The organism is Microbacterium sp. R86528, from assembly GCF_044596335.1.
GTDB lineage: Bacteria > Actinomycetota > Actinomycetes > Actinomycetales > Microbacteriaceae > Microbacterium > Microbacterium marmarense.
The window spans coordinates 682,567-697,934 of sequence record NZ_CP138996.1 but is presented as its reverse complement, the minus strand read 5'-3'; the positions used below and the strand labels follow the sequence as shown (position 1 = coordinate 697,934).

Sequence of the window (15,368 nt, the reverse complement as noted above, 5' to 3'; positions counted from 1 at the left end):
TAGAACCTGTTGGACCGGGTGTACTAGCGTTCGTCACATGCGCGTCGACATAATCACCAAGGAATACCCACCCGAGATCTATGGAGGGGCAGGAGTGCACGTCGCAGAGCTCGTGCGTGCCCTGCGAGATGGGTCTGCGGAATCTGAGGCGAACCTCGATGTGCGGGTGCACGCGTTCGGTGCTGAACGCGACGAGAGCGGCACCAAGTCCTATTCGGTGCCTGCTGGTCTCACCGCTGCGAATGCGGCCGTTCAGACGATGGGAACCGACCTGGAGATCGTGGAACAGGTTGCTGGCGCCGATGTGGTGCACAGTCACACTTGGTACGCCAACTTCGCAGGACACCTGGCGTCAATGCTTCACGGTATTCCCCACGTGGTCAGTGCGCACTCGCTCGAGCCGCTTCGCCCGTGGAAAGCCGAGCAACTGGGCGGGGGCTACGCCGTCTCGAGCTGGATTGAGAAGACTGCCTACGAGAGCGCGTCAGCTGTCATCGCCGTGAGCGATGGAATGCGCAACGACATCTTGCGCAGCTATCCCGATCTCGACCCGGCCCGTGTGCGAGTTATCTACAACGGCATTGACGTTGAGGCGTGGCACCCCACTGAGAACGCTGCCTTCTTGGCAAGCGAGGGCATCGATCCGACCAAACCCTCTGTGGTGTTTGTGGGTCGCATCACGCGACAGAAGGGACTTCCCTACCTGCTGCGCGCGGCTGAGTTGCTCCCGCCCGAGGTGCAGTTGGTCTTGTGCGCCGGTGCTCCCGACACCCCGCAGATCATGGCCGAGGTGGAAGAACTCGTGCGCGGCTTGCAAGCCAGTCGAGACGGTGTCATATGGATCGACCGACTCTTGCCGCGCCACGAACTCAGTGCCATTCTCACCGCTGCCACAACGTTTGTATGCCCCTCGGTGTACGAACCGCTGGGAATCGTAAATCTTGAGGCTATGGCCTGCGGAGCGGCAGTCGTAGGCACCGCAACCGGCGGTATCCCCGAGGTTGTCGTCGACGGTGTGACAGGTCGCCTCGTGCCGATCGAACAAGTGCAGGACGGCACTGGGACGCCCATTGACCCCGACGGCTTCGTAGCAGACCTTGCTCGGGTGCTGACGGAGGTTGTCAGCGACGTGCACAAAGCGGCGCAATACGGCGCGGCGGGACGGGCGCGTGCCACTGAGAGTTTCAGCTGGGCAAAGATTGCCGAACAGACGTCGGCGCTTTACGCCGAGGTCCGCGCAAGCGGCCGATAGGCTGGATCACATGCCGCAGGTCCTTCAGTTTTCTGACGTTGTCGTTCGCCGAAATACCCGGGAGATCATCGACCACCTCGATTGGTCGGTCAATGACGATGAGCGCTGGGTGATTCTCGGCCCGAACGGTGCGGGAAAGACCACCGCTCTGCAGCTTGCAGACACGATGCTGCACCCGACTTCGGGAACAGTGACGATTCTCGGTGAGCAGCTCGGGCGAACCGACGTGTTCGAACTGCGGCCACGAATCGGGTTCGCGTCGAGCGCGATGGCCCGCCGAATCCCGGTCGACGAAACCGTGCTGAACGTGGTGCTCACCGCCGCGTTCTCGGTGCTCGGTCGCTGGCGCGAAGATTACGAAGACATCGATGAACGACGGGCGCTTCGTGTTCTTGCCGAGTGGAAGCTCGACCACCTCGCGGATCGTCATTTCGGAACGCTGAGTGATGGCGAGCAGAAGCGAGTGCAGATTGCTCGAGCGATCATGACCGACCCTGAACTGCTGCTTCTCGATGAACCTTCGGCGAGCCTCGACCTGGGCGCACGCGAGGAACTTCTCGGATTGCTGAGCGGGTACGCGACCGCGCCGACCACGCCGGCCATGGTGATGGTCACCCACCACGTCGAAGAGATTCCGGTGGGTTTCACTCATGTTCTGCTGCTGCGTGATGGCAATTCCGTCGCGGCGGGACCGCTCAAAGAGAACCTCACGGCGGCTTCGCTGAGCGAGACTTTCGGTGTCGACATTCTGCTCACCGAATCAGACGGGCGCTACGCCGCACGAGCTGCTCTGTAGGCTTGCTGAGCCTCAGGTTCCATGACGGGCCGTAGGCCTGGTAGGATTGCTCTTTGGTGCGCCCGCACCCCAGACTTTGACCGCACTGGCAAAATCCAGGGCCCCCCTTCTCAAAGGACTTCTCATGCAGACCGACATCCACCCCGTTTACCAGGACATCGTTTTTCGCGACCTCGGTACCGGCGATACGTTCCTTACCCGCTCGACGGTGACCAGCGACAAGACCATCGACCTCGACGGCGTCGAGTACCCGGTCATCGACGTTGAAATCTCGTCGGCTTCGCACCCGTTCTACACGGGCAAGCAGCGCATCATGGACTCGGCCGGTCGCGTCGAGAAGTTCAACCAGCGCTTCAAGAACTTCGGCAAGTAATCTGCCACACGAAAAAGGCCCCGCAGTGTGCGGGGCCTTTTTCGTGCGCGTGACACGACAGCTGCAGCCGCGTGTTAGCGAATCGGCCAAGCGCCATCGACGGTGGCGTCAGGCTCGATGCGGCCGATTTTGATGAAATACTCCGTCAAGCTCAGTGCCTGAGAGCGTGCCCAGCCGACCTGCTGTGTGTGCAGTTCCGCGAGGGTGCCCGGCAGCTGCGACGCGAAACGCCCGGCGATTGCCTGAGCGACGCGTCCCGCTGCGATGGCATCTGCCGATGCGTTGTGAGCGCCATCCAGACGGACGGCGTAGTGCTGTGCGACCACCTCTAGGGTGCGCTTGCCGCGTCGGTATCGATCGAAGGCTTTGTCGACCACCAACGGATCGATCACAGGGGAGGGGTCGGTGATCGGCTCGATGCCGTGGCGCTGTGCTTCGAACTTCAACAGCGAGAAATCGTAGGGCGCGTTGTACGCGACGACGGGAATGCCGGCGTCAAGCAGGGTGCGCAGCTCTTGGACGACCTCGGCGACGACCTGGGGTGCTGGGCAACCCTCATCACGCGCGTGTTGGGTGCTGATTCCGTGGATAGCGGCTGCCCCCTCAGGAATCTCGATACCGGGATCTGCCAGCCAATCGCGGGCGCGCACGACTCTTCCGGTCGCGTCGAGCAGTCCGACGTGAGCAGTGACGATGCGATCAGTCGAAACATCGATGCCGGTTGTTTCAAGATCGAAGACACCGACGACATGTGCCCACTCCGGAACGTCGAAAAGCGCAAGCTGCTCGGGCTGACACGACTGCATGACCTTACGATATGGGCGAGCTCCGACAGTGACAGCCAGGCGCACCGCGGCGACGAGCACTCGTAGACTCAGACGGTGACCTCAGCAAATCCCTACTCGAGTCGACTAAGTGAAGTGCCGGTACGTCGACACGAGGTCTCCGTTCTCGGCGGCGACACGGCGTACTGGGTATACGGCCCCGATCAGGCCGAGACCACCATTATCGTGGTGCACGGCTTCCGGGGAGAGCATCATGGACTGGAGCCCGTGATCGCGCACCTGCCGGGAACACGCATCATCTCGCCCGACCTGCCCGGATTCGGTGAAACGGCGGCGCTGACGGGTCGCACCCACGACCTGTCGACCTATTCTGCGTGGCTCACCGAGTTCGCGGCATCGGTGGCCCCGGGCGCCGTGATCCTCGGTCACTCCTTCGGCTCGATCGTCGCTGCCGACGCAGTGGCGAAAGGGCTGGATACGCCTCGCCTCGTGCTGGTGAACCCTATCGGTGCTCCGGCGCTCGAAGGCCCGCGAGGGATCCTGACCCGAATGGCTGTCTTTTACTACTGGGCGGGTGCGAAACTGCCGCGCCCTCTCGGCGACGCGCTGCTGCGCAACGGCATCATCGTGCGGGTGATGAGCGTATCTATGGCGAAGACCAGCAACAAAGAGCTGCGACGATTCATTCACGCCCAGCACGACGCATACTTTTCGCGGTTCGGTGATCGCGATGTGCTGCACCAAGCTTTTGTCGCGTCGGTGTCAAACGATGTGCGAGCGAGCGCACCGGCGATCAAACAGCCCACGCTGCTCGTGGCAGCGGTGCGCGATGACATCACCCCAATCGAAGCAGAGCGGCATCTCGCCACGCTGTTCGCTGACAGTGAGCTCGTCGAGATCGACGATGTGGGTCACCTTATTCACTACGAGACCCCCGCAGAGGCAGCCGACGCAATCACGCGTTTTCTTGGGCCTTCCGTGCCCGGTACGCAATGACGTTCATGCGATTGCCGCAGTTTCCGGTATCGCAGTAGCGCTTCGACTGATTTTTCGAGTAGTCGATATAGACCGCATCGCAGTCGTCGGCGTCGCAGACGCGCACGCGTGAGTACTCGTCGGATCGTATGACGTCGACGAACGCCATCGCCGACTCTACGAGCATCCTCCTCGCGAGAGGGGCGTCGTCTGACGTCGCGTGGATGTGCCAGTCGTATCCCTCGTGTCTGACCAGGCGCGGCAGCGCGTTTCCATCGGCGAGCATCTGATTGATCAGCTCGACTCCGCCATCGCGGTCGGTGTTCCACAGCGCACGCAGGCGGGAGCGCACATCGCGAATGCTATCGACGGTCGTGTGTGTGTACTCAATATGCCCGGTGTAGGGGTGTTGTTCAAGGAGGGATTCGAGGTCATTCGTCGTCGTGAACATGTCGTCGCGGTCGAAGCCCGGCAGCGTGTTGACCAGGTCGACGGCCATCATCAGCGTGCGTTTCGTGTCATGAATAAATACCATCTTGACTCCTGACATTGTCGAGCAGTACTGTCACCACTGTACCTACATTTCGCTCCTGACCAACGGATGTCGCCATGACCGCTCCAACCGCGCCGATTCCCGTAATCGCATCGACCATCGCAACGGGCAATCACCGTGCGCTCGGCCTAGGAATGGCGGTGATCTCGGCCCTCGCGTTCTCAGCGAGTGGACCGGTCATGAAGCCGCTGTTCGAAGCGGGGTGGTCCCTGAGCGCCGGGCTCTCGGTGCGCATGGGGCTCGCCGGCCTGATTCTCGCGCCTGCCCTCGTCGTTGCAGTCACGCGACAGCGTCACTTTCTGCGTCGCCACGGATTCCTTATCGCCGCGTTCGGCCTCACCGCGGTGACAGGCTGTCAATTGCTGTTCTTCGCCGCGATGCAGCGGATGCCGGTCGCGGTAGCGCTGCTCATTCAATATCTCGCGCCCGTGATCTTGGTGGGCTTCGTCTGGTGGAGCACTCGTCGGGCCCCCTCAAGACTGGTGCTGGTTGGATCGGGGGTGGCGCTGGTCGGCCTCGTGCTTGTCGTCAACATTGCAGGCGCGCAGTTCGATGCGCTGGGCACCCTGATGGCGCTCGGAGCCGCGGTATGCATGTGCGCGTACTTCGTGATCTCAGAGAAGGCAGGCCCCGATCTGCCCCCGCTCGCGCTGGCATCAGGCGGACTGCTCTTCGGCGCGGTATCGATACTGTTTCTCGGCGTCAGCGGAGTGCTGCCGTTTCATGCCCCCGCCGTATCGGTCGAACTAGCGGGCGTGACGGTTGCGTGGTTTGTGCCGCTCGTGATCGTGGCGTGCATCTCGACGACTTTGGGGTATGCGCTTGGGGTCGGTGCGGTGCCGCGTATCGGATCGCGCGTTGCGTCGTTCGTGGGACTGTCTGAGGTGCTGTTCGCGCTCGGCTTCGCGTGGTTGCTGCTGGGTGAAGCGCCCGCACCGGTGCAGTTCGTGGGTGGAGGCCTGATACTTCTGGGTGTGGTGCTGGTGAGGTTGGATGCTGACGTGACCCGGCCAATAGGCGGTGGGCCAGAGAGCCCTACGCTTCCTGCTGTGCCAGCTCCATAAGCGGAGCGACCCGATGCTGGATCACTTCGCCCATCACCAGTGAGGTTTCGGTGCGCTCAACGCCCTCGATCCCGAGGATGCGCGCGTCTGTGTCGAACAAGTGTTGCGTGTCTCTGCACGAGACCCGCGCAAGCAGGTCGACCTGACCAGACAACCCGTGCGCCTGCACAATCTCGGGAATACGCTCGAGTTCCGCGGCGATGCGGGGAAGATCGGCTTGGCGCACTGTCACGCTGATAAAGGCATCGATAGGAAATCCCAGAGCCCGCGTAGATATTGAGCGCTCGTACGAAAGCAACGCGCCTGACTGTTCCAGACGCGCCATGCGGGCCTGGACTGTGTTGCGTGAAAGCCCTAGCCGGTCAGACAGTGCCACGACTGTCGCACGCGGATCGGCTGACAGTGCCTTCAGAAGTTCCAGGTCTACGCGATCGAGATTCCCCATAGTGCGCAAGATTAGCATGCGCATATCGGGCCTGATTGGCAACATGCTCAGTGTTGAAAGGGTTGCTTGAGCGAGGTGCGTCATCCACGTAGGGTCAGGGATATCGGCAAAGCCGCCGATACGCCTACGACACGGTGGCCTCACGAGGGCAACCGTAAGAGGAGGGATGACGATGACGTACACCCAGACGACAGACCCCGATACCGCAGACGACACAGAGCGCGTGCTGCGCCTGCTCGCACCCGATGGTTCACGAGTGCACGATCCCATCCTCGAGCCCTGGGCGGCGAAGCTGCCAGCCGACGTGCTGCGGGGGATGTATCGCGACATGGTGCTCACGCGTCGAATCGACACCGAGGGCGTGGCACTGCAGCGGCAGGGGCAGCTGGGGCTCTGGGCGCCGTGCCAGGGACAGGAAGCAGTCCAGATCGGCACCGCACACGCGATGAATGCCGACGACTTCGCCTTCGGCAGCTACCGCGAACTAGGGGTCATCGTTTCGCGCGGCGCACGAGCCGCTGACTTCGTGCTGTCGTGGCGCGGTGAAGAGCACTCCGCCTACAACCCTTACGACCTCAACGTCGCGACACCCCAGATCATCATCGGCGCTCAGACGCTTCATGCGGTGGGCTACGCCATGGGCATCCAGCGCGATGGCACCGATCAAGCAGCCGTGGCGTACTTCGGTGACGGCGCAACGAGCCAGGGCGACGCCAACGAGGCATTGGTGTTCGCCGCGTCGTTCGAAGCACCCGTGGTGTTCGTGTGCAGCAACAACCAGTGGGCGATCTCTGAACCCGTATCGCTGCAGTCGAAGTTCCCGCTCGCGGGCCGAGCCCCGGGGTTCGGCATTCCCAGCATGCGGGTTGATGGCAATGACGTGCTCGCATGCTTCGCGGCCATGAAGTGGGCCCTTGAGCGCGCACGTTCGGGAGCTGGTCCCTCGTACATTGAGGCCGTCACATACCGGATGGGGCCGCACACCACCTCGGATGACCCCACGCGGTATAGAACGCGCGATGAAGTCGACCTCTGGCGCAGCAGGGATCCGCTGACGCGCTTCGAGACATTTCTGCGCGCTGAAGACGTGATCGACGCTGGCTTTGTCTCTGAGGTCAACGATCAGGCCGATGCTCTCGCCCGAGAAGTACGAGAAGCAACGCTCGGCGCGCCGCGCAGAGCCCCGATTGGCGTCTTCGATCACGTCTACGACGAGCCTCACAGCGGGCTGGACGAGCAACGTGCCTGGTTTGCGTCGTACCTCGACGGCTTCGACGAACAGGAGCAGCAGCGATGAGCACTCTCACCATGGCGAAGGCCATCAATGAAGGACTGCGACGCTCGTTGGCGGACGACCCCAAAGTTGTGCTGATGGGCGAAGACATCGGCAGGTTGGGCGGGGTCTTCCGGGTAACAGATTCGCTTCAAACCGAATTCGGCCCCCAACGCGTTATCGACACCCCGCTCGCGGAGTCGGCAATCATGGGCACTGCGGTGGGACTCGCATTTCGCGGCTATCGCCCCGTTGTAGAGATTCAGTTCGACGGGTTCGTGTACCCCGCGTTCGACCAGATCGTCTGCCAGGTGGCCAAGCAGCACTACCGCACCCGAGGCAATGTGAAGATGCCGATCACCATTCGCATTCCCTGGGCCGGGGGCGTCGGGGCCGCGGAGTTTCACTCTGAGTCGCCCGAGGCGTACTTCGTGCACACTTCTGGCCTTCGCGTTGTTGCTGTCTCGAACCCTCAAGACGCCTATACGTGCCTGCGGCAGGCGATCGCCAGTGATGACCCGGTGGTGTTCTTCGAGCCGAAGCGTCTCTATCACTCCAAGGGAGAGGTAGACCTCGATGGCCAACTCGACGACGCGGCGCCAATGGGGCTTGCGAGGGTGGCCAGAGTGGGAAGCGACGTTACCGTCGTCACATATGGCGCTCAAGTAGAAACGGCGCTGGATGCGGCCACAGCGGCCGAAGACGATGGTGTGTCTATCGAGGTCATTGATCTTCGTTCGCTCTCGCCGGTCGACTATCGCACCGTCACCGCATCCGTGCGCAAGACCGGCCGCGTAGTGGTGACGCACGAAGCAGCCCGCGAGGCTGGTGTCGGCGCTGAGATCGTCGCGAGCATCACTGAGCGCTGCTTCAACTACCTGGAGTCGTCGCCGGTTCGAGTGACAGGTCACGACATTCCCTACCCCCCAGCCAAGCTGGAGCGACTGCACGTTCCTGACATCGATCGCATTCTTGATGGCGTCGACCGCGCGCTTGATCGTCCTAACAGCCTGACGGGGGTGGAATTGTGACCGAGGTATTCCGATTGCCTGATCTAGGCGAAGGTCTTCCCGAAGCGGAACTCGTGCAGTGGCATGTGGCTGAAGGCGACGAGATCGCCTTGAATCAGACGCTGGCCGAAGTCGAGACGGCGAAAGCGATCGTCGAGTTGCCCTCGCCCTTCGCGGGACGAGTCGGGGCGCTTCACGCGGCCGCCGGTGACGTGATCGCGGTGGGCAGTCCTGTCATCTCCATTGAGACAAACGCAGAGCCCGCCACGCAGACTGATGCCGAGACCGAGTCTGCGGCGGCAGATTCTGCCAGCCACCGTGGGGCGGTGGATGCGGCGGCTCTGCCGAATCTCGTCGGCTATGGCGCTGCGGCGAGGAGCTCAGAGCGACCCCGGCGACGCGCTCGTCGCACCGTATCGAGTGGAGCAGCCGCTGCAGACACCGCCGTGCTCGAAGCGGCGCCACACGACGCTATTCATACTCCCGCGGTAACTGCTCCCGCTCATGAGCGGCCGCGATCAACGCCTCCGGTGCGGGCGTTGGCGCGACGCCTGGGTGTTGATCTGGCACTGGTTGCTGCTGCAGGCGCATCTGAGATCATCAGTCGCGATGACGTCGAAGCCTATGCCGAACGGATGGGCTTGACTGCCGATGCCGCAGAGGACGCGGTCACTGTTCCCGAAACGTCGTCCGCGACGGAACGGGCCACGCGCTCACCTATCCGCGGGGTGCGCAAGCACACGGCGGCTGCGATGGTGGCGAGCGCATTCACCGCCCCACATGTGACGACGTTCCTCACCGTCGATGTCACCGCCACGAGCGAGATGCTCGCGTCGTTCAAGAGCGACAGATCGCTCGTGGACCACCGCATCGGAATTCTTGCGGTCGCCGCCAAGGCCGTGTGCGTCGCACTTGGGCAGCATCCGTCATTGAATTCGAGATGGGATGACTCGGCCAACGAGATCATCGAGTTTCAGTATGTGAATCTTGGCATCGCCGCTGCTACTGGACGTGGCCTGGTCGTGCCGAACATTCGTGATGCTGACCAGATGACTCTCGCGGAGCTGGCTGATGCGATTGCGGCGCTTGCCGATGTTGCACGGTCGGGAAAGACCGCTCCGGCCGACATGTCGGGTGGCACCTTCTCGATCACGAACGTCGGTGTGTTTGGCGTCGACGCCGGCACTCCGATCATCAATCCAGGAGAAGCCGCAATTCTGGCTCTCGGCGCGGTGCGGCGTCAGCCGTGGGAGCACCGCGGTGAGATTGCGTTGCGCGACGTGATGACCCTGTCGTTGAGCTTTGATCACCGACTCGTCGATGGCGAGCAGGGAGCGAAGTTTCTGCGGGACGTCGGGGGTGTGCTCGAGATGCCAGGACGCGCGATGCTGCTCCGCTGATCACACCGCGAGTGCGGCGTACGCCATTGATTCGAGTGTGCGCCGCACGTCGACGGAGTTTGGCTCAGCGCGCGCACCGCGCAGTGCGTGCGGGGTGGAGTTGATGAGGCCAAAACAGGCATGGGCGCGCACGCGCAGATCATCGCCGTCGCGTTGGGGGTGCAGCGTCGAGAGAATCCCGACCCAGACCTGCACGTACTCGCGCTGCAGTCGACGAACGGTGCGTTGGTCGCCGTCGGTGAGACTGGCAAGATCGCGGTCGTGAACGCGAATGACGTCGGCATCGTTGAGAGCGAAGTCGACGTGAAAAGCGATGAGCGAGCGAAGCTGCGTCTCGGGTGTGGTCTCGTCTTGCGATACCGCGAGGCCGCCAGCCAACAGGCGTTCGCTCACACCGATCAGGATCGCTCCTAGGAGCGCTTGCTTGTTGGCGAAGTGCCGATAAAGCGCGGGACCGCTGATGCCGACGGCGCCGCCTAGATCTTCGAGGCTCACACCGCCGAATCCACGTTCTGCGAACAGTCGAGCGGCTTCGCGAAGGATGGCCGAATAACGATCGGCCTTTGCTCGATCGCGGTCGGTGACACCACTTGTCATCTCAGTTAATCCTCGCTAACCTGGAGTCCGGTTAATGAACACTAACCAATACCGGTGTGCGCCGACAACGAGCGTAATCGGATTGTGACGTCGATGGAGATGACATGAGTGTGTCGAGCAATGCGGCCGACAGCCAGGCGCAGCTTGCTGAACAGCTGCGCGAGCGACTCGAAGCCGCCGCGCTTGGAGGCCCGGAATCATCTCGGCAACGGCACACTGCCCGAGGCAAGCTGTTGCCCCGAGATCGAGTGAATCGCCTGCTCGATGAAGGCAGTCCGTTCATTGAGATCGCACCTCTCGCCGCCGAAGGCCTCTACGGGGGAGAAGCCCCAGCAGCTGGCGTCATCGCAGGCATCGGACTGGTGCATGGCCGACACGTCATGGTGGTCTGCAACGATGCCACCGTCAAGGGCGGCACGTACTTTCCGATGACAGTGAAAAAGCACCTCCGAGCCCAAGAGATAGCGCTAGAGAATCGGCTGCCGTGCCTCTATCTGGTCGATTCCGGCGGCGCGTTCCTTCCCCTGCAAGACGAGGTGTTTCCCGACCGCGATCATTTCGGGCGCATCTTCTACAACCAAGCCCGATTGTCCGCCGCTGGCATCGCTCAGATCGCCGCTGTGATGGGCTCGTGCACAGCAGGTGGCGCGTACGTGCCGGCGATGAGCGACGAAACGGTGATCGTGCGCGATCAGGGCACGATCTTTCTCGGCGGACCTCCGCTCGTAAAGGCTGCCATCGGCGAGATCGTCACCGCAGAAGAGCTCGGCGGCGGAGCGATGCACGCAAAGCGCTCAGGAGTGGTCGATCACTTGGCTGACGACGACGAACACGCGCTCGAGATCGTGCGCGACATCGTTGCGACGTTGCCGCCACCTGCAGCGCCTGCCTGGGCGGTCGCGACACCTCGTGAGCCCGCCGTCGCAACGAGCGATCTGTACGACGTCGTGCCTGTTGACGTGAACCAGCCGTATGACGTGCACGAGGTGATCAGACGACTCGTCGACGGCAGCGACTTTCACGAGTTCAAGAAGGAGTACGGTGACACACTTGTCACCGGCTTCTCGCATATTCACGGTCATCCTGTGGGCATTATCGCCAACAACGGTGTGCTCTTCAGCGAGTCCGCTCAGAAGGGTGCTCACTTCATCGAATTGTGCGATCAGCGCGGCATCCCATTGCTCTTCTTGCAGAACATCTCGGGCTTCATGGTGGGCAGCGATGCCGAAGCCGGGGGCATAGCAAAAGACGGCGCGAAGATGGTCACCGCCGTCGCGACGACCCGGGTGCCCAAGCTCACCGTGGTGATCGGGGGCTCGTTCGGCGCAGGCAACTATTCGATGTGCGGGCGCGCGTACTCGCCGAGATTCTTGTGGACGTGGCCAGGTAGTCGCATCTCGGTGATGGGCGGAAACCAAGCAGCCTCCGTGCTCTCGACGGTGAAACGAGACCAAATCGAGGCGCGGGGCGAGCACTGGTCGAGTGACGAGCAGGCAGCCTTCGAGGCGCCCATTCGCGCCGGCTACGAAGAACAGGGCAGCCCCTACTATGCGACGGCGCGACTCTGGGACGACGGTGTGATCGACCCCATGCACACACGCGACATGCTCGGCCTCGCACTAGACGTCGTCGCCAGAACGCCGTTGCCCGAACCACGCTTTGGCGTCTTCCGAATGTGATCATGATGACTTCCTTTGACACTGTGCTCGTTGCCAACCGTGGCGAAATCGCGCGACGCGTGGTTCGCACGCTGCGAGCGCTCGACATCCGTTCGGTCGCTGTTTACAGCGATGCCGACGCGCACGCGCCGCATGTGCGTGAAGCCGACGTCGCCGTGCGCATTGGCGCGGCTGCAGCATCCGAGTCGTATCTGAACATCGACGCGGTGCTGCAGGCGGCTCGCGCCAGCGGCGCGCAGGCCATTCATCCCGGCTACGGGTTTCTCTCCGAGAACGTCGCCTTTGCGCGCGCGTGCGCCGAGAGCAACATCGTGTTCATCGGACCGAGGGAGCACGCCCTCGAAGTCATGGGCGACAAGATTCGATCGAAAGAGCAGGTGAGCGCGCACGGAGTGCCGATCGTGCCGGGATTCAGCGCTGCTGGTCTGAGCGATGAGTCCATTGCCCGTCAGGCTGGCGAAACCGGCTATCCGCTGCTGGTCAAGCCCTCTGCGGGTGGCGGCGGCAAAGGAATGCAGGTCGTGCGTCACGCAAGCGAACTCGATGAGGCGTTGGCGGCAGCCCGACGAGTTGCCGCCGCGGCATTCGGCGACGACACACTGCTGTTTGAGCGCCTCATCGAACAACCTCGCCACATTGAAGTGCAGGTGCTGGCCGACGAGCATGGCAACGTGATTCATCTCGGCGAGCGCGAATGCACCCTGCAACGCCGGCATCAGAAGGTGATCGAGGAGTCGCCGTCGACCGCGGTGAATGCGGCGACTCGCGAACGACTGGGGGCCGCGGCCTGTGCGGCGGCGGCGAGCGTCGGCTACGTGGGCGCTGGCACGGTGGAGTTCTTGGTTGCCGCGCAGCATCCCGACGACTTCTTCTTCATCGAGATGAACACGAGGCTGCAGGTTGAGCACCCCGTGACCGAAGCAGTCACGGGCATCGACCTGGTCGAGCAGCAGATTCGCGTCGCAGAGGGGCAGGCGCTCACGATCGCACAACAGGATGTGGCTATGACCGGCCACGCAATTGAGGCGCGGGTATACGCCGAATCACCCGAGCGCGGCTTCTTGCCCGCAGTCGGGGAAGTGCTGGCGTGGCGTGCCGCCGACGGCGTGCGCACCGACTCAGCGGTTGACGCGGGCAGTGAAATCACCGCCGACTATGACCCGATGATTGCGAAAGTGATCGCATTCGCCCCTGACCGAGCGAGCGCATTGACACAGCTTGACGAGGCACTCGCTGCGACTGTATTGCTCGGCGTTGACTCGAACATTGCTTTTCTGCGAGCACTGATCGCAGAACCCGGCGTGGTATCGGGCGAGATGGATACCGGACTCATCGATCGGATGCCGCGGTTCGAGGCGAAGGCGCCTGGCGCCGCACTGGTGGCGGCGGTCGCAGCACGCGGCGCCGCGCGCCCGAGCGCTCAGGGCACTCCGAACGCCGCGAGTGAGCTGTGGCGCTCCGGTTCTGGCTGGAGGGGCAGCGCGAGCGCCGTGCCGCGCACGGTTGCAGTAGAGATGGCCGACGGCACGATCACATCGGTGCGTGTGCCCGCGGTCTCAAGCGCGACAGGCGATCACATGGCCATGGCCATTGACCGCGACGGGTGGTCATGGGTTCACGCGCACGGCGAAACGCACCGGATGCGTGCACTGACGCGTCGTGAGGCGAGCTCGCAGCAACGGAGTCGGCGGGCGCGCGCAGCCGCGGCGACCAATCCCGACCTTCGCGCGCCCATGCCTGGCGCCGTCGTCGCCGTCCACGTCGCAGACGGTGATCAGATCGCGGCGGGAGAGCGGGTGCTCACGATCGAGGCGATGAAGATGGAGCACCCGGTCGTGGCCGAGCACGACGGCGTTGTGCACCTCACCACTGCGGTCGGCGACCAGGTGCGTCGCGACCAGGTGCTGGCGCGAGTTGACGAGTTATCGAACGCTGAATCTCACCGAACCAATCCAACCGAAGCGACGGCTCACGAGGCCGCCGCTGCCGAGTCCTGAACCGAGGAGAAGCATGGACAACTACACCCTTTCCGATGAAGAGCGCGAGCTCGCACAGATGGTGCGCGAATTCGCAGAAGAGGTTGTGGCACCTGTCGCGTACGAGGCGGATCGCACGCATACGCTGCCGCTCGATGTCATCGCTCAGATGGGCGAGATGGGGCTGTTCGGTCTTCCGTTTCCGGAAGAGGTCGGTGGCCAGGGTGGGGATCACTTCGCGCTCTGCCTCGCGATCGAGGCACTCGCGCGGGTTGACCAGTCGGTGGCGATCACGCTAGAAGCTTCAGTCAGTCTGGGAGCGATGCCGCTCTATCGATTCGGCACCGACGAGCAGAAGAGCACGTACCTTCCCGACCTGCTCGCTGGCCGCGCGTTGGCTGGCTTCGGATTGACCGAACCTGAAGCGGGCTCCGATGCGGGTGCAACGCGCACGACGGCTCATCTCGACGGCGGTGAGTGGGTGATCAACGGGTCAAAGCAGTTCATCACGAACTCGGGGACCGATATCACGCGATTCGTCACGGTGACTGCGGTGACGGGTGAGCACGAGGGGCGAAAAGAGATCTCGACCATCATCGTGCCCAACGACACTGCTGGATTCACCGTAGAGCCTGCGTACGACAAGCTCGGCTGGCACGCCTCGGACACGCATCCGCTCTCGTTTCAAGACGCACGAGTGCCCGAAGCCAACCTGCTCGGGGAGCGAGGCCGCGGATTCGCCAACTTTCTCTACGCGCTTGACGAAGGACGTGTTGCGATCGCGGCACTGGCTACCGGCGCTGCCGAGGGGTGCTTGGAAGCCGCGATCGACTATGCGCACAAACGTGTGGTGTTTGGCGAACCCCTCGCCACGCGCCAGAGCGTGCAGTTCATGCTCGCGCGAATGAGATTGCGCGTGCACAACGCTCGCCTGGCTTGGCACCACGCTGCGCGACTGCGTGACGCTGGCAAGGCGTTCAAGACCGAAGCGGCCATCGCGAAGTTGACCGCAAGTGACGCCGCGATGGACAACGCGCGTGATGCGACGCAGATCTTCGGTGGAAACGGGTTCATGAATGAGTATCCGGTGGCCCGCCACTTCAGAGACTCCAAGATTCTTGAGATCGGCGAAGGTACTAACGAAGTTCAACTGCTCGTGATTGCTCGCTCACTCGGGGTAGCGTGAAACC

At 62.8% G+C, this 15,368-nt stretch carries 15 protein-coding genes; 11 read left to right on the top strand and 4 right to left on the bottom strand.

Translation table 11 applies throughout. The features are described from left to right. Positions 1-37 precede the first annotated feature (37 nt). The 3 genes from glgA (at position 38) to SJY18_RS03420 (ending at position 2,421) form a co-directional block, all read left to right on the top strand. Positions 38-1,252 (top strand): glycogen synthase, encoded by a 1,215-nt coding sequence (gene glgA / locus SJY18_RS03430; RefSeq protein WP_337337812.1) that lies wholly within the window; start codon positions 38-40, stop codon positions 1,250-1,252. A gap of 10 nt (positions 1,253-1,262) precedes the next feature. Then, positions 1,263-2,048, top strand: a complete 786-nt coding sequence (locus SJY18_RS03425; RefSeq protein WP_337337813.1) for an ABC transporter ATP-binding protein — start codon at positions 1,263-1,265, stop codon at positions 2,046-2,048. Positions 2,049-2,172: 124 nt separating this feature from the next. Then, positions 2,173-2,421: a type B 50S ribosomal protein L31 gene (locus tag SJY18_RS03420; protein WP_337337814.1), complete on the top strand. Its 249-nt coding sequence runs from the start codon at positions 2,173-2,175 to the stop codon at positions 2,419-2,421. Between the two features lie 74 nt (positions 2,422-2,495). Here the strand turns inward: SJY18_RS03420 and SJY18_RS03415 are convergent, their stop codons facing one another. Next, the gene (locus SJY18_RS03415; protein ID WP_396668395.1) at positions 2,496-3,227 is read right to left on the bottom strand and encodes a 3'-5' exonuclease; all 732 of its coding nucleotides are present in this window, start codon (positions 3,225-3,227) and stop codon (positions 2,496-2,498) included. Positions 3,228-3,302: 75 nt separating this feature from the next. Between SJY18_RS03415 and SJY18_RS03410 the strand changes: the two genes are divergently transcribed. Beyond that, complete coding sequence (locus SJY18_RS03410) at positions 3,303-4,202, top strand: alpha/beta hydrolase (protein ID WP_337337816.1); 900 nt, start codon at positions 3,303-3,305, stop codon at positions 4,200-4,202. Here the strand turns inward: SJY18_RS03410 and SJY18_RS03405 are convergent. After that, a complete protein-coding gene (locus SJY18_RS03405) occupies positions 4,162-4,716 on the bottom strand; it encodes a CGNR zinc finger domain-containing protein (protein ID WP_396668394.1) in 555 nt (184 codons plus the stop codon). The genes SJY18_RS03410 and SJY18_RS03405 overlap by 41 nt on opposite strands. Before the next feature lie 74 nt (positions 4,717-4,790). Here SJY18_RS03405 and SJY18_RS03400 point away from each other — a divergent pair, with 74 nt between their 5' ends. Further along, positions 4,791-5,798, top strand: a complete 1,008-nt coding sequence (locus SJY18_RS03400; protein ID WP_396668393.1) for an EamA family transporter — start codon at positions 4,791-4,793, stop codon at positions 5,796-5,798. Here the strand turns inward: SJY18_RS03400 and SJY18_RS03395 are convergent. Continuing rightward, a complete protein-coding gene (locus SJY18_RS03395) occupies positions 5,770-6,243 on the bottom strand; it encodes an Lrp/AsnC family transcriptional regulator (protein ID WP_396668392.1) in 474 nt (157 codons plus the stop codon). The genes SJY18_RS03400 and SJY18_RS03395 overlap by 29 nt on opposite strands. Positions 6,244-6,415: 172 nt before the next feature. On the opposite strand from SJY18_RS03395, the gene pdhA reads away from it, so the two are divergent. From pdhA to SJY18_RS03380, 3 genes are read left to right on the top strand one after another with little or no spacing between them, the layout of a single operon-like run. Then, complete coding sequence (gene pdhA / locus SJY18_RS03390) at positions 6,416-7,540, top strand: pyruvate dehydrogenase (acetyl-transferring) E1 component subunit alpha (RefSeq protein ID WP_396668391.1); 1,125 nt, start codon at positions 6,416-6,418, stop codon at positions 7,538-7,540. Beyond that, a complete protein-coding gene (locus SJY18_RS03385; protein ID WP_396668390.1) occupies positions 7,537-8,547 on the top strand; it encodes an alpha-ketoacid dehydrogenase subunit beta in 1,011 nt (336 codons plus the stop codon). Before pdhA ends, SJY18_RS03385 begins: the two co-directional genes overlap by 4 nt. After that, the gene (locus SJY18_RS03380) at positions 8,544-9,926 is read left to right on the top strand and encodes a dihydrolipoamide acetyltransferase family protein (protein ID WP_396668389.1); all 1,383 of its coding nucleotides are present in this window, start codon (positions 8,544-8,546) and stop codon (positions 9,924-9,926) included. The genes SJY18_RS03385 and SJY18_RS03380 overlap by 4 nt, the downstream gene beginning before the upstream one ends. Here SJY18_RS03380 and SJY18_RS03375 read toward each other — a convergent pair whose 3' ends face one another. Next, on the bottom strand, positions 9,927-10,523 hold the full coding sequence (locus tag SJY18_RS03375) for a TetR/AcrR family transcriptional regulator (protein ID WP_396668388.1): 597 nt from the start codon (positions 10,521-10,523) through the stop codon (positions 9,927-9,929). It lies immediately after the preceding gene. 104 nt (positions 10,524-10,627) lie between these two features. Here SJY18_RS03375 and SJY18_RS03370 point away from each other — a divergent pair, with 104 nt between their 5' ends. The 3 genes from SJY18_RS03370 to SJY18_RS03360 are packed head-to-tail and all read left to right on the top strand — an operon-like array spanning position 10,628 to position 15,364. After that, positions 10,628-12,202 carry a carboxyl transferase domain-containing protein gene (locus tag SJY18_RS03370; protein WP_396668387.1) on the top strand — a complete coding sequence of 525 codons (1,575 nt, stop codon included), beginning with the start codon at positions 10,628-10,630 and terminating at the stop codon, positions 12,200-12,202. 2 nt (positions 12,203-12,204) lie between these two features. Then, positions 12,205-14,199: a biotin carboxylase N-terminal domain-containing protein gene (locus tag SJY18_RS03365; RefSeq protein WP_396668386.1), complete on the top strand. Its 1,995-nt coding sequence runs from the start codon at positions 12,205-12,207 to the stop codon at positions 14,197-14,199. 13 nt (positions 14,200-14,212) lie between these two features. Beyond that, the gene (locus SJY18_RS03360; protein WP_396668385.1) at positions 14,213-15,364 is read left to right on the top strand and encodes an acyl-CoA dehydrogenase family protein; all 1,152 of its coding nucleotides are present in this window, start codon (positions 14,213-14,215) and stop codon (positions 15,362-15,364) included. Positions 15,365-15,368 lie beyond the last annotated feature (4 nt).